The sequence below is a fragment of the Gordonia sp. NPDC003376 genome (assembly GCF_053589235.1).
The window spans coordinates 40,857-61,357 of record NZ_JBSFRM010000009.1; the positions used below are offsets into that span (position 1 = coordinate 40,857).

The 20,501-nt window shown below is 66.7% G+C and carries 18 protein-coding genes and 3 tRNA genes; 8 read left to right on the forward strand and 13 right to left on the reverse strand.

Annotated features, from left to right (window positions below):
* Positions 1-65: 65 nt before the first annotated feature.
* Entirely contained in the window at positions 66-1,646 is a 1,581-nt protein-coding gene (locus ACWDUA_RS11390; protein ID WP_449751125.1) for a long-chain-fatty-acid--CoA ligase, read from the forward strand.
* A gap of 479 nt (positions 1,647-2,125) precedes the next feature.
* Positions 2,126-4,147 (forward strand): YhgE/Pip family protein, encoded by a 2,022-nt coding sequence (locus ACWDUA_RS11395; protein WP_449751126.1) that lies wholly within the window; start codon positions 2,126-2,128, stop codon positions 4,145-4,147.
* A 31-nt stretch (positions 4,148-4,178) separates the two neighbouring features.
* Here ACWDUA_RS11395 and ACWDUA_RS11400 read toward each other — a convergent pair whose 3' ends face one another.
* The 3 genes from ACWDUA_RS11400 to ACWDUA_RS11410 all read right to left on the reverse strand — a co-directional run bounded on the left by ACWDUA_RS11400 (position 4,179) and on the right by ACWDUA_RS11410 (position 6,313).
* Positions 4,179-4,553: a hypothetical protein gene (locus ACWDUA_RS11400; protein WP_449751127.1), complete on the reverse strand. Its 375-nt coding sequence runs from the start codon at positions 4,551-4,553 to the stop codon at positions 4,179-4,181.
* A gap of 256 nt (positions 4,554-4,809) precedes the next feature.
* Positions 4,810-5,706 (reverse strand): GmrSD restriction endonuclease domain-containing protein, encoded by an 897-nt coding sequence (locus ACWDUA_RS11405; RefSeq protein WP_449751128.1) that lies wholly within the window; start codon positions 5,704-5,706, stop codon positions 4,810-4,812.
* 304 nt (positions 5,707-6,010) lie between these two features.
* The gene (locus ACWDUA_RS11410; RefSeq protein ID WP_449751129.1) at positions 6,011-6,313 is read right to left on the reverse strand and encodes an ArsR/SmtB family transcription factor; all 303 of its coding nucleotides are present in this window, start codon (positions 6,311-6,313) and stop codon (positions 6,011-6,013) included.
* Positions 6,314-6,435: 122 nt separating this feature from the next.
* On the opposite strand from ACWDUA_RS11410, the gene ACWDUA_RS11415 reads away from it, so the two are divergent.
* The gene (locus ACWDUA_RS11415) at positions 6,436-7,278 is read left to right on the forward strand and encodes an NAD-dependent epimerase/dehydratase family protein (RefSeq protein ID WP_053777018.1); all 843 of its coding nucleotides are present in this window, start codon (positions 6,436-6,438) and stop codon (positions 7,276-7,278) included.
* Between the two features lie 71 nt (positions 7,279-7,349).
* On the opposite strand, the gene ACWDUA_RS11420 is transcribed toward ACWDUA_RS11415, so the two are convergent.
* Positions 7,350-8,414, reverse strand: coding sequence for a magnesium transporter CorA family protein (locus ACWDUA_RS11420; RefSeq protein WP_449751130.1), 1,065 nt, complete (start codon positions 8,412-8,414; stop codon positions 7,350-7,352).
* 26 nt (positions 8,415-8,440) lie between these two features.
* Here ACWDUA_RS11420 and ACWDUA_RS11425 point away from each other — a divergent pair, with 26 nt between their 5' ends.
* Positions 8,441-9,562: an acyltransferase family protein gene (locus tag ACWDUA_RS11425; RefSeq protein ID WP_449751131.1), complete on the forward strand. Its 1,122-nt coding sequence runs from the start codon at positions 8,441-8,443 to the stop codon at positions 9,560-9,562.
* Positions 9,563-9,649: 87 nt separating this feature from the next.
* The gene (locus ACWDUA_RS11430) at positions 9,650-10,954 is read left to right on the forward strand and encodes a hypothetical protein (RefSeq protein ID WP_082365842.1); all 1,305 of its coding nucleotides are present in this window, start codon (positions 9,650-9,652) and stop codon (positions 10,952-10,954) included.
* A gap of 7 nt (positions 10,955-10,961) precedes the next feature.
* Here the strand turns inward: ACWDUA_RS11430 and ACWDUA_RS11435 are convergent, their stop codons facing one another.
* On the reverse strand, positions 10,962-11,462 hold the full coding sequence (locus ACWDUA_RS11435) for an acyl-CoA thioesterase (RefSeq protein ID WP_449751132.1): 501 nt from the start codon (positions 11,460-11,462) through the stop codon (positions 10,962-10,964).
* 131 nt (positions 11,463-11,593) lie between these two features.
* Between ACWDUA_RS11435 and ACWDUA_RS11440 the strand changes: the two genes are divergently transcribed.
* Positions 11,594-12,589, forward strand: coding sequence for an alpha/beta hydrolase (locus tag ACWDUA_RS11440; protein WP_449751133.1), 996 nt, complete (start codon positions 11,594-11,596; stop codon positions 12,587-12,589).
* A 218-nt stretch (positions 12,590-12,807) separates the two neighbouring features.
* On the opposite strand, the gene hisC is transcribed toward ACWDUA_RS11440, so the two are convergent.
* On the reverse strand, positions 12,808-13,872 hold the full coding sequence (gene hisC, locus ACWDUA_RS11445) for a histidinol-phosphate transaminase (RefSeq protein ID WP_449751134.1): 1,065 nt from the start codon (positions 13,870-13,872) through the stop codon (positions 12,808-12,810).
* A 156-nt stretch (positions 13,873-14,028) separates the two neighbouring features.
* On the opposite strand from hisC, the gene ACWDUA_RS11450 reads away from it, so the two are divergent.
* Together ACWDUA_RS11450 and ACWDUA_RS11455 are read left to right on the forward strand one after the other, a co-directional pair.
* Positions 14,029-14,120 (forward strand) — tRNA-Ser (locus tag ACWDUA_RS11450).
* Positions 14,121-14,158: 38 nt separating this feature from the next.
* A tRNA-Arg gene (locus tag ACWDUA_RS11455) sits at positions 14,159-14,231 on the forward strand.
* Between the two features lie 390 nt (positions 14,232-14,621).
* On the opposite strand, the gene ACWDUA_RS11460 is transcribed toward ACWDUA_RS11455, so the two are convergent.
* From ACWDUA_RS11460 to ACWDUA_RS11490, 7 genes are all read right to left on the reverse strand, one after another.
* The gene (locus tag ACWDUA_RS11460; RefSeq protein WP_449751135.1) at positions 14,622-15,686 is read right to left on the reverse strand and encodes a fatty acid desaturase family protein; all 1,065 of its coding nucleotides are present in this window, start codon (positions 15,684-15,686) and stop codon (positions 14,622-14,624) included.
* A 303-nt stretch (positions 15,687-15,989) separates the two neighbouring features.
* Positions 15,990-16,196: a cold-shock protein gene (locus tag ACWDUA_RS11465; RefSeq protein ID WP_449751136.1), complete on the reverse strand. Its 207-nt coding sequence runs from the start codon at positions 16,194-16,196 to the stop codon at positions 15,990-15,992.
* 495 nt (positions 16,197-16,691) lie between these two features.
* The gene (locus ACWDUA_RS11470; RefSeq protein ID WP_449751137.1) at positions 16,692-16,841 is read right to left on the reverse strand and encodes a hypothetical protein; all 150 of its coding nucleotides are present in this window, start codon (positions 16,839-16,841) and stop codon (positions 16,692-16,694) included.
* Positions 16,842-17,072: 231 nt separating this feature from the next.
* A tRNA-Ser gene (locus tag ACWDUA_RS11475) sits at positions 17,073-17,161 on the reverse strand.
* Between the two features lie 29 nt (positions 17,162-17,190).
* On the reverse strand, positions 17,191-18,297 hold the full coding sequence (locus ACWDUA_RS11480; protein WP_449751138.1) for an HtaA domain-containing protein: 1,107 nt from the start codon (positions 18,295-18,297) through the stop codon (positions 17,191-17,193).
* Between the two features lie 43 nt (positions 18,298-18,340).
* Entirely contained in the window at positions 18,341-19,423 is a 1,083-nt protein-coding gene (locus tag ACWDUA_RS11485; protein ID WP_449751139.1) for a DNA polymerase domain-containing protein, read from the reverse strand.
* Positions 19,423-20,475, reverse strand: coding sequence for an ATP-dependent DNA ligase (locus ACWDUA_RS11490; RefSeq protein WP_449751140.1), 1,053 nt, complete (start codon positions 20,473-20,475; stop codon positions 19,423-19,425). The genes ACWDUA_RS11485 and ACWDUA_RS11490 overlap by 1 nt, the downstream gene beginning before the upstream one ends.
* Positions 20,476-20,501: the final 26 nt, after the last annotated feature.

The following is a 20,501-nucleotide window of genomic DNA, read 5'->3' on the forward strand; positions in this document are numbered from 1 at the left end:
TTCCGCCGGCGACGTAGTGCAGATTGAGGTGGTCTGCGACATATCGGATCGGCGAGTCTTACCGAATGGGAAATACGACGAACATCGCATCACTGCTCGAGAACTCAGCGCGCCGACACCCCAACCGCATCGCACTGGCCCTCGGTGACACGCGGCTGTCCTACCAGCAGGTGGACGCCGCCTCGAACATGGTGGCCAACCTGTTGGTCGCGCGCGGAATCCGACCCGGCGACCGGGTTGCACTCTCGATCCCGAACCTCCCCCACTTCTCGATCGTGTACTACGGGATCCTCAAGGCCGGCGCTGTCGTGGTGCCGCTCAACATCCTCCTCAAGACTCGCGAAATCGCATACCACCTCATCGATTCCGGAGCAGTCGCCTATTTCGCATTCGAGGGCAGCCCCGAACTGCCGATCGGACAGGCCGCCCGCGAGGCCCGTGCCGAGGCTCCGTCGGTGCGCGAGTTCTTCCTGATCCCCGCCGACCCGGCGGCGGCCTCCCACATCGAAGGCGCCGAGACACTCGATGCCGCGGTCGATGGTCGCGCGCCGACCTTCGACACTGTCGAGACCGACGAAGACGACACCGCCGTCATCCTCTACACATCGGGAACCACCGGTCAGCCCAAGGGTGCCGAGCTACGACACCGCAACCTCCACACCAACGCGCTGGCCGCAGCGGACCTATTGGGCTCCGAGGCAGCCGAACCCGACACATATCTCGGTGTCCTGCCCCTTTTCCACACGTTCGGACAGACGGTGATCCAGAACGGCGCTTTCGCCACCGGCGGTACCATCGTCCTGCTGCCCCGCTTCGAACCGAAGGCGGCACTCGACGTGATGCTGCGCGAGAAGGTCACGTTCTTCGCCGGCGTTCCCACGATGTATTGGGGTCTTCTCGGCGCCCTGGACACCGGTGTGGATGTCTCCTCGATCGCACAGAGCCTGCGTATCGCCATCGCCGGTGGCTCAGCGTTGCCGGCCCAGGTCCACCATGAGTTCCGTGAGCGGTTCGGCGTCACGATCCTGGAGGGCTACGGGCTGTCCGAGACCTCGCCGGTCGTGACCTTCTCGCCGCCAGATCAGGAGCCACGCGTCGGTTCCATCGGGTTGCCGATTGACGGCGTCTCGGTACGCCTCGTCGACGGCGACGGTGACGAGGTGTCCGCGGATCTCTCCGACGACGGAAAGACCGCCGTCGGAGAGATCGCGGTGAAGGGCCCCAACGTCTTCAAGGGCTACATCGGACGACCAACGGCCACCGCGAACGCTTTCGACGACGAGGGCTGGTTCCGAACCGGTGATCTCGCCCGCAGGGATGCCGACGGCCAGTACTACATCGTCGACCGGGCGAAGGACCTCATCATCCGCGGCGGCTTCAACGTCTATCCGCGGGAGATCGAGGAGGTCTTGATGACCCATCCGGCCGTCTCCCTCGTTGCCGTGATCGGCGTGCCGCACGAGACTCACGGCGAGGAGATCAAGGCCGTCGTCCTCAGATCCGACGGTGATCGTACAACTGAAGACGAGCTCCTTGCCTGGGGCAAGGAGAGCCTCGCCGCCTACAAGTACCCTCGCATCCTCCAGTTCGTCGACGATCTGCCGCTGACCTCCACGGGCAAGATCCTCAAGCGTGCGCTGAGCTGAGCCCAGACCACACACAGGGAAGCCGCGATGCGACCGCAAACGGGCCGGGTCGTTCGACGAGAAGTTGCTCACGATGGATGCGGACCTGGCTGCCGAGATCATCGTCAGTGGTGTGGAGAAGGGCCCGCGGCACGTTCGTGGAGGCGGAAAGCGAAGGTTCTCAACCTGATCCAGCGTGCGGCATCAGGCCACCACGCCGACATGTTCGAGAACTGAGCACGCAAGAACGTCGGGTGAGTCGTGGCCGATGATCCGATCCGTCTGGCGGCAGCGAGATCGTGCCGCGTCAAGGCATGTGGTGACCGGTCGACCGCCAACCGTGTGGTCGGGATGGGTGTCGCTCGGTCGCCCCCGGGGGGATTCGTCGGCTCGTAGCTGTCCACGGGCCGAAGCCGATGCAGCAGTCGGCACCATCAGCGGGGCGAGATTGGTGCATGTGCGCCTTGTTCCGGGGGTACCCGGCTTCGTAGTTTCTGATTGTGATTCAGGCAACAAAGATGGCGGCGAGTGCGGTGGTCCGCAGGGTGACCGCCGACGCCGACCGCTCGGTCCAGGAGCGCCGAAGCATCTCCGGTTGGTACCGGACCCGGCTCGCACGACTGGTGCTCGCCATCGTCGTGATGGTTCCGCTCGTCTACTCCGCCATCTACATGTGGGTGATGTGGGACCCCACCACCAAGGTGCACCAGATGCCGGTGGCGCTGGTCAATCTGGACGGAACGGGTGCGGCGCGGCCCGAGGATGCGGCCGGCGCGGGCGTCGTCAGGAGCCTTGTCGAATCGCAAGCGCTCGACTTCCACCTCGTCGATCAGTCGCAGGCGATGCGTGGTCTGAAGGCCGGTGAATACTACTTCGTCATCGAGATCCCGCACGACTTCAGCGAGACCCTCCAGCGGCTGTCGACTCCACAAGCCGCGCCCGCGCTGATCGACGTCACCTACAACGACAACACGACGCTGATGGCCTCTAACATCGGTGCGCGGGCGATGGCCGAGATCAGTGCCGCGGTCGTCCGTGGCGTTGCGGCCTCCACTGTGGGCACGCTCGTCGATGGGGTGGATGCGCTGGGCGACGGGTTTCGGCAGGCCGCAGCCGGCGCGACACGGCTGCACTCCGGAACACAACAACTCGTGACCGGGTCCGGCGAGTTGGCCGGCGGGCTCACCGATGGCCTGGTACCGGGTCTCCGGCAGGCGTCGACCGGCGCCGATCAGATCGCCGACGGCAACAGCCGGCTGGCTGCGGGACTCGTTGCGTTGCAGGACGGGACGACGCAACTCGGTGATGGCGCGACACAACTGGCCGACGGTATCGACTCCATGCTCGGTACGGTCGACCTCGAAGCAGTGAATTCTGTTCTCGCGCAGTTGCAACGAACGTTGCCCGCTGGAGCGGGAACGGACATGTCGGCATCGTTGGCTCAAGTGTCGGCAATGGTCGCCGGCCTGACCCGGCTGCAGACCGGGAGCCGCGAGTTGGCCGTTCAGCTGTCGAATCCGTCCGCGCAGTACAGGAGTGGAGTCAATCAGCTGACCACCTCGGCGCAACAGCTGAGTGCCGGCTCGGGTGAGCTGTCCGTCGGAATGAGGGTACTGGTGACCGGTGGTACCGAGGCTGCTGCGGGCTCCGTCGCGCTGCATGACGGTGCGCGTCAGGTCGATTCGGGAGCGCGGGATCTGTCCGGTGGCCTGGCGAGCGGCGCCGAACAGGCGCCCGATCTCGGTGATGGCGAGCGCCGGGCGAGCCTGGCGACACTGCTCAGCACTCCGGTCGAGAGTCGGTCGAGCAACGTGGCACCGGCACAGTTCGGCGGTCCCGGTGGGATGCCGGTGCTGCTGGTCTTGGTCTCGGCGCTCATCGCTCTCGTCGTGTTCATGTGTGTCCGTGTCCATGACTACGTCACCGACTCGACGGGGGCGAAGGATCTACGTCAGTGGGTCTGGCGCGCGCGGCTGGTGAGTGTGGTCGGTCTTGCCGTGATGGGTGTCGTCGGTGCGGGTCTGTGGATGTCGATGGAACCGCATCCGTCGCCGTCGAGCCTGCCCGAGGTGATCGTGATCGTCGCGGCGGCCACCTTGATGAACACGGCGGTGGTGGCGCTGCTGTTCACGGTATTCGGTTATGTCGCAGGATCGCTCGCGTCTCTCACCTGGATCATGGTGCAGCTGTTCGTGTTCGGTGGAGTGTGGATGGTGGAGACGCTACCTGCGCCGCTGCGTGTTCTGCACTGGGGTGCACCCATGACCTATGTCCGGCAAGGCCTGATCGCCGCGTTCGGGGGAGTGCCCGGATTCTGGTCGGCGCTCGCGGTCATCGTGGCGATCGGCCTTGTCGCCTCCCTGCTCACCATCGCACTCCGGGGCAGCGGATGGGCGAGGTATCCGCGGGTCGTGATCGATCGCCGAGACGATGAGAATGCCTCTGTGGATGCGGACGATCATTCGGGAGTCGGCAGCACCTCACCGCCGGCCGATGACGCGCTCCCGGTCAACGGTGCGTAATCGGTGAGGGCGCCACGACTCGCCCGATCGGTCAGTAGCAGCTCGCCCAGCTGTAGTACTCCGAGTTGTCGTTGGACTTGGCGACGACCCGGCCGTTGACCCAGATGGTGCACGACACCGCGCCGCCGTCCTCGTCGGTCACACTCGCCGACGCGAAGCCGCCGTATTCGTCGGTCTCGGTGAATCGGTAGTACCGGCAGCCGTCGGACATGTCGACGAATTCCTTCTGGGAATTCCCGTATTTGTTGGTGAACTCCAGTTCGGCGACGTCATTGTTGCCGCAGAACTGGTACTGCACCGCGTCGTACTGGTCGGTGGACTCGGCGTGCGCCGGCGTGGAAACCAAACCGATTGCCGCACAGCTCATGCCGATGATGAGCGCGGCGCGCTTGGATGACTTGGCCATTCTCGTCTCCTGGGGGGTGGGTGGAAGAACTCCGTACGCGAGAATGTCTATCAACCGACTCCGACGAACTTGGATTCGTCGTCGACCCATTGTCATTCGGCCGATCGACAATGCCGAGAGAATTCGTCGACCATTTCCGGGAGCCGAACGAGAGATGCGGTGTGCACGGGCCACCGACCCCTGATCGGGTCGGCGATCCGCGCACACCGCATCGGGTGTCGCCGTCAGCGTCCGGGATCGGTGCCCGGCCGCAGGGCTACTCGCAGGCCACGCCGTCACCGTCGCGGTCGAGCGCGGACCGATATCCGGGCTGGCCGCGATAGAGCGGGGCGGCGCCGGCGGCGCGGGCCTGACTGCAGTTCTTGAAGTACACCGAGCTCGGGCTGGACTGCTCGGGCGTGGACTGTCGGGGGGCGGTGGTCTGGGGAGCGGACTGCTGCGGGACCACGGGCACCGGCTGCTGGGGCGTCACGATGGCTCCACACGAGGAGAGGATCCCGCGGATCGCGTCCTTCTCGGCCTGGGTGACCCACAGGCCGTAGGTCTTCTTCACCGACACCTGCTGGGACACGTAGGTGCAGCGGTAGGACTTGTTGGCGGGCAGCCAGGTGGCGGCGTCACCGGCACCCTTCTGCTGATTGGCCGGACCCGACACCGCGAGCAGATTGGCCGGGTCGTTGGCGAAGTCGCGACGCTTGTCGGCACTCCACTGCTGCGCACCCTTCTGCCACGCATCCGAGAGGGCGACGACGTGGTCGATCTGCACCGCCGACGAGGTGCTGCTGCCGCGCACGAACTGGATGGTCTGGCCGGTGTAGGGGTCGTTCAGGGTGCCCGAGGCGACGACGCAGTCGCGGGTGCCCGGCTTGAGGGTGATGGCCGTGAGGTCGCGCCGCAGGATGTCGTTGCGGGTGTCACAGCCGTTGTGTCCGCCGGTCACCGTGACGTCGTCGGACCACGCCTGCCCGAACTGGGCCCGGTCGTAACCGGTCTTGGGGGCACGCCCCTTGACGGGAAGCGACTCGAGATCGCTCAGCGCGCTGGTGGCGTTCGCCGCGGGCGCCGCGTGGGCGGGGGTCGAGCCGACGACCGCCGGACCTGCGAGCACCGCGGCCGCGGCGATTCCTCCGACGAGCAATGACTTGATACGCACTACCGAACACACCTTCCTGCTGCCCCACCCCGGGTGCATTCTGCCCGGCCAAGGGACGCAACGGAAATCGGTTCCTGTCATTCGACCGGTGGAATTCGCCGGCGGTGTGATCCGGGCGGGGGACGTCTCGACGTCGTCGAAAAGTCTCTTTTCGCAGGAGGTTTCGGGTCTTCTCGATGCCTGCTGCGGTGGTCCGGTGCTCCGTCGGCAGGCCCGTGACACTTCCCGTCCAGCGCTCCTGGCGGGCACCGGCTCGGCCGGCAGCCGGCTCAGGTCACGGAAGCCGGCTGTCCGGAGGACAGCCCTAGCCGGCAGTCATCACGGCGTCGAGGAGTCCGGGCATCCGCTCGTCGAGGTCGGCCAGGCGTAACTGGTTGATGATCGACGTCCCCTGATAGTGCTGGTTGATGATGCCGGCCTCGCGGAGCACCCTGAAATGGTAGGTCTGCGTCGATTTGCTGACCGGGAGTGCGAACTGGCTGCAGGTCTGTGTTGCGCCGCCGTCGAGCAGTTGTCGCACGATCCGCCGACGCATCGGGTCGGCGAGCGCCGCGAGGACAGCGTCCATGGTGATCTCGTCGGTCGTGGGATGTTCCAGGGTTCGCACGATGCCTCCTCTCGCAACTGTATGACATACCCCCCTTGATCTTAGTACGAGAAATCTAGTAGTACTGGAACCGTCGTAGTACGAGATGCTACGTACTAGTCGATTCGAGAGGAGTGCATGCCATGAAGGTTCTGCTCACCGGTGGTACGGGATACATCGGCGGTGCGGTGCTCACCGAGCTCGTCGCCGCCGGGCATGAGGTGGTCGCCGCGGTGCGCAGCGACACCGCGGGACAGGCGGTCGGCGCCGCTGGGGCAACCGCGGCGATCGGTGATCTCACCGACGTCGGGTGGTTGTCCGAACAGTTGTCGGACGTCGACGCGGCCATCCACACGGCGTCGCCCGGCGATGCGTCGAGCGCCGCATTCGACACCGCGGTCGCCGATGCGGTGATCGGCGCATTCGGCGGAACGCCCAAGCCGTACCTGCACACCAGTGGCGTGTGGATCTGGGGAAACGGATCGGATCTCACCGAGGACGGCGTGCTCTCGCCACCGGACATCGTGTCGTGGCGACTGCCGCTGGAGCGGCGCCTCCTCGACTCGGACGTCGCCGTGACCCTGCCCGCTCCGGGAGTGGTGTTCGGCAACCGGCAGGGCATTGTCGCCACGTTGCTGCCTGCCGGTCACGACGGGGTGGTGCCGCTGGTGGGTACCGGTGACCAGCACTGGACACTGGTGCACGTGGACGACCTGGCCAAGCTGTATGTCCTTCTGCTACAAGCTGACTCGCCTGCCGGTCACGTACTGGGCGTGTCCGGCCTGAACGCGACGGTGCGGGAGATCGCCGCCGCTCGATCGCCGCAGGCCACGCTCACGCCCGAGACCACCGACGAGAGTGGTGCCCGTCTGGGAGAGCTGTTCGCCGAGGCGCTCCTGCTCGATCAGCAGGCCTCCGGATCGAAGGCCAGGTCGCTGGGCTGGACACCGCGATACACCTCGCTGGACGACGTCGCACGGTCCTGACCCCCGACCGGCGCCGGCACCCCCGTTTCCCGGGGTGTCGGCGTCGTGCGTCGGTCGGCGGGGTGCACCGGTCAGAGCCAATCCCGACGCCGGAACTGGACATAGAGCAGCCCCACCACCACCACGATCAGCACCGTGCTGACGAGATAACCGATGGTCGTCCCGAACAGGGGGAAGTTGACGTTCTGTCCATAGAACCCGGTGATGGCGGTGGGCACCGCGATGATCGCCGCCCAGCCGGTCAGCTTCTTCATCACGGTGTTGAGCCGGGCGTCGTTGAGCGCCAGGTTCGTCTCGAAGACCGTGGTGATCATGTCGCGCAGTGACTCGGTCCACTCCGCGGCGCGCAGGGCGTGGTCGTAGAGGTCGGAGAAATGCGGGTCGAGTTCGGCCGGGGCGTGATTCTCGAATCGTCGACGCTGGATCGCGGCGATCACCTCGCGCATCGGCACCACCACGCGCCGTAGTAGTACAAGGTCCTTGCGCAGGTCGTAGGTCCGACGCTGTAGGTACCGGTTGCCGGTGGAATCGTCGAAGAGCAGTTCTTCGAGCTCCTCGATGTCGGCGTCGAGGCGTTGCACGGCGTCGAAATGCCCGTCCACCACCACGTCGAGCACGCCGTGCAGGAGTGCCCCGATGCCGTACTGCTCACCGCCGACCGCCGACCACCGATCCACCACCTCCTGGATGTCGAATCCCGGGGCCAGTCGAACCGTGATCAGTGCATTGCTCATCAGGAAGATCGAAATACGCTGTAGAGCAAATGATTTGGCGCGCCTGGCAAACGGGGAGTGGCGGTCGACGCCGAGTGGTGTGGTGTCGGCGGCGGGATCCTTCAGCGGCCGGGGGATGACGGCATAGACCGTCATGAACGTGTAGTGGCTGTACACCACGGTCTTGACGCGTTCGGCCGCGGCGATGGTGTCCTGGATCGCGAACGGGTCGATGTCGAGTTCGGTGGCCAGCGCGGCGAGGGTGTCGTGGTCGGGGCAGTCGAGATCGGCCCAGATCAGGGTGTCCGGGGCGTCGAGGTGCTCGGAGATCTCGTCGAGACGAAACCCCTCCACCGGCTTTCCGTGCCGCCAGATCTGGCCCCGCACCACTTCGCGGTGGCCGGTACCCGCTGCGTCCGACATGGGCCCCATCTTGGCAGGATCGGGGAATGGCTGCGCGCGTACCCTCGCTCACCGGCGTCCGGACCGTGGCGGCGCTGTCGGTGGTGGCGACCCACGCCGCGTTCTGGACCGGGGACTACACCGACGACTACACGGGCCGGCTGTTCGCCCGGTTCGAGGTGGGCGTCCCGATCTTCTTCGTCCTCTCCGGGTATCTGCTGTTCACCCCGTGGGTGCGGGCCGCGGCCGACGACCGACCCATCCCGGACACCCGCCGCTACCTGTGGCACCGTGCCCGGCGCATCCTGCCCGCCTACTGGCTCACCGTGGTCGCGGTGTATCTGCTGTACGGCGTCGCCCCGCCGGGCGGTGAGGACTCGGTCACCGGGACCGGGTGGTGGGGATTCGTGCGCAATCTGACCCTGACCCAGGTGTATGGCGTCGGCCACCTGCACGGCGGCCTCACCCAGATGTGGAGCCTGGCCGCCGAGATGGACTTCTACCTGGTGCTCCCCCCGATCGGATGGATGCTCGTCGTCGCGCTGGCCCGCCGGACCTGGCGACCCGATCTGCTGATCGGTGGACTCGGTGCATTGCTGCTGATCAGCCCGGTGTGGATCGTCGTCGTGGCGGGCAGCGACGGACTGTCGCCGACGGCGCGGCTGTGGGCGCCGTCGTTCTTCGGCTGGTTCGTCGGCGGGATGCTGCTGGCCGCCTGCGCACCGCTTGTGCGCCGGTGGAACACCACCGGCTGGCTGCTCACCGCCCTGGCCGCATTCGTGCTGTCGGGGACCACGATCGCCGGCGAGCCGACCATCACACCCACCACGGCGTCGGCCACCCTGGTCAAACACGTTCTCTACCTGGTGATCGCGGTGGGCGTGGTGGGTCCCTTGACCGCCGACGACCAGACGTCGTGGTGGACGCGACTGTGTGCGAGTCGCCCGATGGTGTGGCTCGGCGAGACCTCCTACGAGCTGTTCCTGGTGCACGTGATCGTGTTGGAGTACGTGATGGCCCTGCTCGGCTATCCGGTGTTCACCGGGCATGTGGTGCCGGCGTTCGTGGTGACCGTGCTCATCTCGGTGCCGGTGGCATGGGCGCTGCACCGGGGCACCCGCCGACTGTGGCGGGCGCGAACCCCCGGGACGCAGATTTCCCGCAGGTAGCATGGGTGGGGTCGGTTGCGAACGCAGGCGGCGGACCCATCCGGATGTCCCGCGCCGCGACGCACGACGCGGAAGTGAGGGGCGATGATGACCGACGACGGATCGACGCGGGGCGACGGGGCGCGTCCCGGTGGGAGCCGCACCGGTGGGGGACGTGCCGCGGCCGATCGGGGACGGCCCCGCAGTTTTCCGGCCCCGGGTAGCAATGACATCCGTTCCTGGTGTGACCACTCGGCGGTGCCGGGGGAGCGGCCCGAACTCTCCGACACCTCGGCCACGCTGATCGCATCGGGCTATCTGACCCCCTCCGGGCGTGCGATCCTGGTCCGCCGGATCTCGATGGGCCTGCCGATCCCGGCCCTGATGACGGGTTTCGGGGACATGCGCCGCCTGCAACGGTCGATCGCCCAACTCGAGTCACAGCTGGCCGGGCCGATGCTGCCCGGCGTGGTGGCCGCGGTGCTGCGCAACCGGCTCAACGGCCTGGTCCGGCGCCGCGAGGAGGCCCGCAAGACCATCGTCACCGGTAAGGGCGTGTTCGCCGGCAGCACCCGCGCCATCCGGCGCGAGCGCCGCGAGAACGTCTACCTCGAGATCGACGAGCGGGAACGGCTCTTCGCGGGTCTGCTGTGCACCCCGACCCCCAACGTCAACACCATGCGGTCGGTCCGGCGCGCCGGGTCGGTGGCCGTGGAGCGGATCGCCGGTGTGGTCGGGCAGGTCGCCGCGAAGTCGGGCAGCCGGCAGGTCGAGCAATGGGCCGACCAGATCGCCGCGGCCACCCCCCGGGACACCCCGGCACCCGCGGCCCCGGGCTCGGCCAATCTCGTCGACGGTTACGAGACGCTGCTGTTCGTCGCCGGCCACTACTACGACCGGATCATGATGAATCCGGCCTGGCGGTCGGATCACTTCGCGGTGCAGCGCACCCAGGTGAACCTGCATGCCGAGCTCGCCGAGATCGCCACCGACGTGATCGCGCTGCGTGCGGTGCGGGTGGATCTCGACCGGGCCAAGGCCGGTGGCGGGTTCGACCAGGCGTTCGCCGAACAGATCGATCGGCGTGAGAGCGCGCTGCGACCGGTGTGGACCGAACTGATCGACCGGGTGCAGGCGCTGAGCGAGGTCGCGCACGTGGTGGAGTCCGCCGCAACGGAATTGCGCATCCTGGCCGAGTACGACAAGGCGGCCACCATCGACGACCGGATCGACGCACTGATCGCCCGCTCCGGTGACCGGGAGATCTCGGTGGACAACGCCAAACGGCTCACCGAGCAGGTACGCTCCGGCGAGGAGCAGCTACGCATCTATCGAGATGTGTTGCAGGGCAACATTGCCCGACTGTCACCGTCGGTGCCTCGTGAACTGCCCGCACGCTACGAGCCGTCCTGAACCGGGGTCAGCGTGACCAGGTTCGCAGGTGGTCCTTCTCCATCGGCGAGAGGCGACGCAGGGTGTGTGCCTCGACGTCGACGACGGCCATCTGGGTGCTCGCGACGCAGGCGGGTTTGCTCGCGGGAGTGGCAGCGGAGCCCCGGATCTCGTAGCCGATGGTGAAATCCACCGAACGAAATCGCTTGATCCACATACTGATCCGGAGTGGCGAATCGTCGTGGCGGAGTTGCGCCTGGTAGCGGATCTCGACGTGGACGATCATCGCGCTGGTGATCAGCGGTGCGTACTCGTCGCCGGCGGAGAGCAGCCACTGGATGCGGGCCTCCTCCATGAGCGTGATCATCCGCGCATGGTTGATGTGACCGAATGCATCCATGTCCGACCAGCGCACGGGAGCCCATGCGGTGAACGCGAACTCGTCGGCAGCGAGACCGCCGCCGGACGCGGTGTTCGCCGAACTGTCCGGCTGTTGTGTCGGGTTCTCGCCCGGTGTCGGTGTGGTCATTTCCGGTCGCGCTCCTGATGGGTGCCTGTGAAGTGGCGCTGCCGACTGTCTGTCCGGTTGCCTCGCCAGTAGTGTGGCAGTCGACGACTGTCGCACGGCGCCCGGGGCGCGCCGTGTGCGAAGGGGATGGGATGAAGTCAAAGCGCGTGGCCGTGCTGCTTGCGGCATTGGTCGGTCTCTCGGCGCTGATCGGTACCGGCTTGGTCGATCCGGCTGTCGCCGATGCCGCGCCGGGTGTGCGCGTCGCCAAACGGGTGACCGTGAGCCCGCTGCGGACCGACATCTGGGTGTACTCGCCGGCGATGCGACAGCGGGTCAAGGTGTCGGTGCTGACGCCCGTCGGTGCCACCGGGCCCCGCCCGACGGTCTACATGCTCGACGGCGCCGGTGCCGAGGGCCAGGTCAGTGACTGGATCACCAAGGGACATGCCGGCCGGTTCTTCGCCGACAGGAACGTCAACGTCGTCCTGCCGGTCGGCGGGGCGAGCAGCTTCTACACCGACTGGCAGCGCACCGACCCGAAGGTCGGCAAGCCGATGTGGGAGACCTTCCTGACCTCCGAGCTCCCGCCGGTGATCGACAAGACCTTCGACGGCTCCGGCCGCAATGCCGTCATCGGCCTGTCGATGGGCGGGCAGTCGGCGTTCGCGCTCGCCGTCCGTCATCCCGAGCTGTACCGGGGACTGGCATCGCTGAGCGGATGTCCGCCGGTCTCCGGTCCGGCCAACGAGGCCTACGTGCGGACCACCGTCGGACGCTCCGGGGCCGACGCGACCAACATGTGGGGGCCGTTCGGCTCCCTGGGATGGCGCGCACACGACCCGGGCCTGCACATGGACAAGTTGCGCGGCAAGGACATCTTCCTCGCCGCCGGCTCCGGGGCGGTGGGTCCGTTGGATCTGCAGCGGAAGATCGACCCGGAGGAGGGGCCGCCGGTGGCGGTCACCGCGTCGTCGTCGGCGCTGGAAGCCGCCGCCTACCGCTGTTCACTGGAGTTCGCGGTGCAGATGCGTGCGGCCGCCGTGCCCTACACCGACGGCTTTCGCCTGATCGGTACCCACACCTGGGCGTACTGGGAGCAGGACCTGCCCGCCGCCTGGCAGACCGTCTCGCGTCACCTGTACTGAGCCTGTCCGGCGGTATCGGGCTGTCGGCGGCCTGAGCCGTCATGTGAACCGGCCAGTCATGTGAGCCGGTCGTCATGTGAACCGGCCCGGCATGTGAGCCGGTCGTCATGTGAACCGGCCCGGCATGTGAACCGGTCGTCGCCTGTCGCGGGCCGCGACCGTCGGCCTGGCCGCGGCGTCGGTGCCCGTGGATGCTCCCCGGGAGGGGAGCGGGCGGGTCACGCCTGCTGTGCCCAGGTCTCGGCAAAGGTGAGGAACTGGTCGTTCTCGGCGGCCTCGGTCACCGTCACACGCACGCCGTCGCCGTCGAAGGGGCGTACCACCACGCCGGCCTCCACTCCTGCCCGCGCGAAATCCAGTGCGCGCGAACCGAGGTCGAGCCAGACGAAGTTGGCCTGCGAGTCGGGTACCCGGTAACCGGCGGCGCGTAGCCTCATGATCACCCGATCCCGTTCGGCCGCAACGGCGTCGGTGCGTGCGAGGAGTTCCTCACGGGCGTGCAGGCAGGCGATCGCGGCGGCCTGCGCGACGCTGTTCACCGAGAACGGGACGTGCGCCTTGCCGAGTGCGGTGATCACCGTCGGGTCGGCGACGGCATAGCCGACGCGCAGCCCCGCCAGCCCATAGGCCTTCGAGAACGTGCGCAGCACAACCAGATTCGGGAACTCCCGATGCAGCGCGAGGGAATCGTAGGCGTGCTCGGCGTCGGGGCGGGTGTACTCGAAGTACGCCTCGTCGAGGGCGACGACCACGTCGGCCGGCACCTGCTCGAGAAAGACCCGCAGTTCCGCGGCGGTGGCCACGGTGCCGGTGGGGTTGTTCGGGTTGCACACGAAGATCAGGCGGGTGCGGTCGGTGATCGCCCGGGCCATCGCGGGCAGGTCGTGCACGTCGTCGGCGGTCAGCGGGACCCGTACCGCGGTGGCCCCGATCAGTTGGGTCGCCAGCGGGTAGGTCTCGAACGAGCGCCAGCCGAACAGCACCTCGTCGCCGGGGCGGCAGGTGGTCAGGATCAGGTTCTGGCAGAGGATCACCGATCCGCAGCCCACCTGGATCTCCTCGGGGCTCACGTCGAGGTTCTTGGCCAGTTCCGCGGTCAGCTCCACCATCCCGTTGTCGGGGTAGCGGTTGACCGACGACGCGGCGGCGGTGATCGCCTCCATCACGCTGGGCAGCGGCCCGAAGGTGACCTCGTTGCTCGCGAGCTTGACCGCGTCGGGGAAGGTCTTCCCCGGCACGTACACGGGCAGGTCATCGAGGTCGGGGCGGATGCGCGGGGTCACCCGTCAACTGTAGGCCCGCGGGCGACCGGCGCCGATCGCGCCCGCGTGAACGCGAGACCACTGCCCGGTGAAATTGCCCTGACCAGCCGATTTGCTTCTCTTGCTGCCCGGTGTGTATGTTTCTATCCGGCAGTTCGGCAACGAACTCCCCGCTAAGGAGGCGTGCCAGAGCGGCCGAATGGGACTCACTGCTAATGAGTTGTCTCGCCAAAACGGGACCGGAGGTTCAAATCCTCTCGCCTCCGCCAACCGCGGTCGGCCGACTGCGGTACAACTGAATAGCTACGCGCCCGTAGCTCAACGGATAGAGCATCTGACTACGGATCAGAAGGTTTGGGGTTCGAATCCCTACGGGCGCACTCTGAGATCCCCGTCACCGGCACATGCAGGTGGCGGGGATCTTCTGTTGGCCGATGCGCCGACGATCGTCGGAACGTCGCCGCGGGGGATCGTCGACGATCGGGCATGTCGATCCCGGGGCGATGCCGTCCCGGCCCCTGGACGTCGGTCATGGCCTGTGCACGTCGTGTCGGCCGCTGACGGGGCAGAGGAGGCATCCGGGCCCAGGGGACGACCGGTCGGTGGTCTCGGTCTGCAGGGGCGGGTTCAGAGGGCCGCCGCAGTAGGCCTGGTCGGCGTCCGGACGCTCCGTGAGGTGGACTGTCCGTGAGGTGGACTGTGCGCTCCGACGATCTCGGACGGCACCGGGATGAGCGACCAGGCCTCCGTGAACCCGGTGGATCGTCGGCTCACCGGTACATCCGGACGAGCGGGCAGGTGAAGGGGTCGCGATCGCCGAGCCCGGCCTGATTGAGGTAGCGGATGACGATCGCGTAGGACTCGAGGAGCGAAGTCTCGGTGTAGGTCACCGAATGGCGTGCACAATGCGCTTGGACGAGTGGGCGGACCTTGGCCAGGTTCGGGCGAGGCATACTCGGAAACAGGTGATGCTCGATCTGATAGTTCAGGCCGCCCATCATGAAGTCGGTGACCCGCCCGCCCCGGATATTGCGCGACATCAGGACTTGCCTGCGTAGAAAGTCCACACGAATATCTTTGGGAACCAACGGCATTCCCTTGTGGTTGGGCGCAAAGGCGCCACCCAGTAGCAGGCCGAAGACTGCCATCTGGACCAGGATGAACACGATTGCCTGGGCGACGGTCATGATCAGGAAGGGCACTGCGAATCCCACGGCGAGCCGAACGATGACCAGGGACAACTCCAGAATTCGGTGCGGGACAGGAGTTCTCGACAGAAGGCCCTGGATGCTTGCCGAATGGAGTGCCGCCGCCTCCAGTGTCAGCAGGGGGACGAAGAACCAACCCTGCCGTCGGGTGAACCATGCATACACACCGGAGCGGTGGGCGGCGACTTCCGGGACGAATGCGATCGGGCCGCCGTCGATATCGGGGTCGACGCCGATCTGATTCGGCGACTTGTGGTGACGGTTGTGCTTGTTGCGCCACCAGTGCAGCGACAGCCCGGCGCCCAGGGCGGCGACGAGGCGTGCCGTCCATTCGTTCGCCACCTTGGAGGCGAAGATCTGCTGGTGTGCGCCGTCGTGTCCGAGGAACCCGAACTGGGTGCTGATCACCGCCAGCACGACGGCGATGCCGATCTGTGCCCAGGAACTCCCGATGAGCACGACCGCTGCCCACGCCGCCACAAAACTCACCGTGGTGGCAGTGATACGGACGAGGTAGTAGGTGCGCCTGCGCTCGAGGAGTCCCGAGGCGCGGACCTCTACGGCCAACTCGGTGTAGGTGCTCACATAGCGGTTGCTGCGGGTACGGATCTGGTCGGTGTGCGACAAGGCGCCTCGATGCTTTCGGCTGGGTACATGGAATTCGTCCATTGGGACACCGAGACCGGTTGTGTCAAGGCGAGGGTTGAGAACGCACGTCGGTGCGTGGATGTACGGAACGGGGCCGCTCGGGCGGGTACGCCTTCTGTTGTCTCGACAGTACAGCAGCGATGATGCCGGCCACGCCGATTCCCAGGGCCGGTGGCAGGGGGAAGGCGGGTGCCGGGCGCTCACCGGTGGTTCCATCACCCCCGGAAATGCACAACACCCCGGCACTGCCGGGGTGTTGAGGTGTTGGACGTCGACCAGAGGTCAGACGACACTCACGTTGACGGCCTGGGGTCCGCGGTTGCCCTGTTCGATCTCGAACTGAACGCGCTGGGACTCTTCGAGATTGCGGTATCCGCTGCCCGCGATGGCGGAGTAGTGGACGAAGACGTCACCCTTCGAGGTGTCGTCGGGGGCGATGAAGCCGAAGCCCTTGTCGCCGTTGAACCACTTGACGGTTCCTTGTTCCATGCTGTTGTTGCTACTTTCTTCAGTGCGTAGGGCCAAAGACTGGACCCCACGAGTCCATTGTCTCATGGATTCGCGAATCGTGCTGCGGTTGGCCCGGGAACCGACGTCACGGGCATCCACTCGGCCCCGACGGCGATCGTGGGCTGTGGCGCAGCGTGGTCGGTCTACCCCGCATCCGACCCGTCGCGTCCGAGCGTGGTCTCCGGGGTGGCGTCGGGGCGCGTCCACTGCGGTGTCGGTCGACCTGTGGGGCCCCAGGTCGCCTCACCGTCGACGTCGACCCGCCAGTACCAGCACGCATGGTTCTGAGCTGTCGGAGCGTTGTCGGGGTTCATGGTGGTCGCTTCCCAGCGAAGGCTGCAGCGGATTCGACGGACGGTCGGCCTCGCTGCGCGAGGACGACCTGCTCTGCCGGATCGAGCTTGTCGAAATCAACCCAAGCGACGGCCGAGCGGCCCCGCCACCAACAACCAGGCCGGGTCGACAGGCGGCGATCTACGTCGTCGGTGCGGAGATGAGAGCGATCGCGAGCATGAGTACCGCGGCGACGCAGACCAGGGTGAGGAGTGCGGCAGTGGTGGCCCCGAACGTGGAGGGCGTGTCGTCGGCGGTCGATGAGGTTCCCGGCGTGGTATCTGACTGCATGAGAGAACTTCATCATAGATAACGAGCTGTTCTCAATCGCACATCTGAATGAACGGGCTGAAACCCAGGTCAGATGTGTCGACGCGTTTTCCGGTCCGAAAAGCCGGCGCGTTCACCACGGCGCTTCGTCGTGGTCTCAGTACTCGACGATGGAGTCGGTGCGTCGACGGTGGCCATTGCCGACCAAACGAACAGGACCGGTTCTCGACGATTCGAGAACCGGTCCTGTTGTGGCGGAGGATAGGAGATTCGAACTCCTGAGGGCTGTTAACCCAACCCGCGTTCCAGGCGAGCGCCATAGGCCACTAGGCGAATCCTCCAACGACGGTCGATCATATCCGAGCCGACGTCACAATCCCAAACCGCCTCGGTTGACCGGGAAGTTCAGGTCGAGCGGCGACGCCTGGCCGAGGCTCAGCGCGGCGAGCACCTCAGGGGTGATCCCCTCGCGGAACCGCACCGGCGCGCCGTGGACGTCAGAACCGTTGCCGATGCCGGCGAGATCGACGTCGGCGATGTCGACGCGCCGGAGCGCATCGGTGCCGTTCATGGTGGTGGTCGAGGTCCTCATGCTCAGTACGCCCTTGCCACCCCGGACGCGGATGACCGGGTCGACGAGCGCGATCTCGGAAAGGTGGAATCGACTCCAGGCCACGACGGTGCCCTCGAACCGCAGGTCACCGGAGCCGTTGCGCAGCGTCGACGAGGCCAGCGTGAACGTCATCTCACCGATGTCGGTGATGCCGGCGCCCGACGAGGCGGACATGCCACCCTGCGCGTCCCTGGTGATGGTGTCGTGAAACGACGGCGAGTACCCCCACACCAGGTTGCGCGGGGCCGGCGCCGGAGTGTTGGGACCGGGCGCGGTGGAGTAGTCGACCGGGACCGACAGTTCCTGGGCGGCGTTGACGGCGCCGGCGGCACCGTAGGTGTAGACGCCGTAGCGGGCACCGCCCGGGATGTCGTTCGGGGTGGAGGCGGTCAGCGTCGCGGTGAACGAGCCGTCGGCGTTCAGCGGCACCCACTGCTGCCGGATCGTGCGGCGCATGTCGAACGGCACATCGGGCACCTGGGCGAGCGCCGAGCGCGACAACGCCCACGCCACGCCCGAACGATTGGTCGCCCGCGCCGACTCCGGCGCACCGGACGACGGCTTCCAGTTCGTGGCGAACGCACCGAATGCGATGAAGGTGCCGTGCGGCACACCCGGCGGAACCGGCAGCGGTAGACCGCTGCGGTTGGCACGCGGGTCGAATCCGGTTCCCTTGACGACGAGCTCGTCACCGGGATGGACGACGGTGTCACCGACCGGGGTGACGCCGTCGGCGAGGAAGATCGCGACCGTCGGCCGCCAGGTCGGGGCGGCCGATGCCACTCCTGTTCCGACGAGACCGCCGGCCACCAGGATCACCAAGGCCACCATGACTCCGACAAACCACCCGAAACGTGTTCGCATGAGGTGACCCTAACCTAGAGCGACACAGGTCGGACCAGGGAATTCAGTCCTCGATACGGTTGCCCTCGGCATCCCAGTGCGCGGCGACCTTCTTGCTCGGCTGCACCCGCGGCGGCTCCCCCGGCATCTTCGGATAACTCGGCGGATACGGCATGTCACCCATTCCCTCGGCGTCGTGGCGCTGCACCAACTCCAGTAACGGCTCCAGACCGACTCGGTGCTCGTCGATGTCGGCCATCGGGTCGCCGCGGCGGGCCACGAGATCAGGGACCGTGGCCATGGTGCAGTCGTCGGGATCGACGTCGGCCAGTTCGGTCCAGGTGACCGGCGTCGACACCCGTCCACGGGCACTGCGGCGCACCGAATACGGGGAGGCCATCGTGCGATCACGGGCGTTCTGGTTGAAGTCGATGAAGATCCGTTGGCCGCGTTCTTCTTTCCACCATGACGTGGTCACCGAGTCGGGATCGCGGCGTTCCATCTCGCGGGCCAGGGCGATCACACAGCGTCGACCGGCGATGAAGTCCCACCGCGGTTCGATCGGGATGTACACATGGATACCCCGACCACCCGAGGTCTTCGGGAATCCGGTGTAGCCCAGCTCGTCGAGGATCGGGTGCAGCACCTCCGATGCCACGCGACGGACGTCGTCGAAGTCGGTACCCGGCTGCGGATCGAGGTCCACCCGAAGCTGATCCGGGTGATCGTGGCCGGAATCGGTTCGGGTGGGCCAGGAATGGAAGGTGACGGTTCCGAGGTTGGCTGCCCAGACGATGTCGGCGGGCACGGTGGGGCGGATGGCATCGCCGGTCCGCCCGGAAGGGAACACGATTCGGGTGGACTGGACATGGTCGGGACGCTTCTTGGCGATGTGTTTCTGATAGATCTCGTCGCCCTCGATGCCATCGGGGAAGCGCTGCAAGAATGTCGGACGGTCCCGCAAGGCAGCCATGATCGGCCCGTCCGCGCCGTCTCGGGGGAGCGCCATGCTGCGGTAGTAACCGACGAGATCGCGTTTGCGGCCGCCGTCGTCGCCGAGCTCGGGGAAATAGATCTTGTCCGGGTTGCTCATCCGGACGTCGATGCCGTCCACGTCGAGCTGTTCGGCGGGTGAGCGGGACGCCATCAGTCGGTTCCTTCCAGCACGTCGTGCAGGTCGTAGGTCAACGGCACCTCGAGCTGGTCGTATCCGCAGCTCTCCGGCTCCCGGTCGGGACGCCAGCGCAGGAACTTCACCGTGTGCCGGAAACGCCCTTTCTCCATCTGGTCGTACGCGACCTCGGCGACCAGCTCCGGCCGGATCGGGATCCACTCCCCCGACTTCTCCGACCGCCATCGCGTGGGTTCGCCCGAGGCCGGCTTGTCCGGATCCAGACGCATCGGCTCGAACTGCGCCTGCAGTTCCTGACGTTTGGCGTCGGTGAACGCCCCCGCCCCACCCACCATCCGCAGCTCTCCGTCGTAGAACAGGCCCAGCAGCATCGACCCGAGGCCTGTTCCGGACTTGTGCACCCGGTAACCGATGACGACGCAGTCGGCGGTGCGCTTGTGTTTGATCTTGACCATCTCGCGTTTGTTCTCGACGTACGGGCCGTCGAGGCGTTTGCCGACCACCCCGTCGAGACCGGCGCCCTCGAACGCCGAGAACCACTCCTGCGCGACCGCCGGGTCGGTGGTGACACGGCTGACGTGGAAATGCCGGTCCCGCGATCCCGGCCCGATGGCCTCGACCAGCGCCTCTCGGCGCGCGCGGAACGCTTCGGCCATCACCGACTCCGTACCCAGGGCCAGGGCATCGAAGCCGATGAACACCGCGGGGGTCTGTTCGGCGAGCAGGGTGACCCGAGAGGCGGCCGGATGGATGCGTTGGGCGAGACGATCCCAGTCCAGGCGATGGGTGTCGTCGATCAGATGCGGCACCCCGATCTCACCGTCGAGCACCACCTTGTAGGGCAGTTCTTCCTTGGCTGCAGCGACGATCTCCGGGAAATAACGCGCGAGGTCCTTGCCGCCACGCGACCCGATCACCACCTCGTCGCCGTCACGAAATATCAACGCGCGGAATCCATCCCACTTTGGCTCGTAGGACCATTCGAGGGCATCGGCGGGTTGAGCGGGGACGGCGGTGACCGCCTTGGCGAGCATGGGCGCGACAGGTGGCGTGACGGGGAGCTCCACCCGACCATCGTCACCCACTTGTAGCC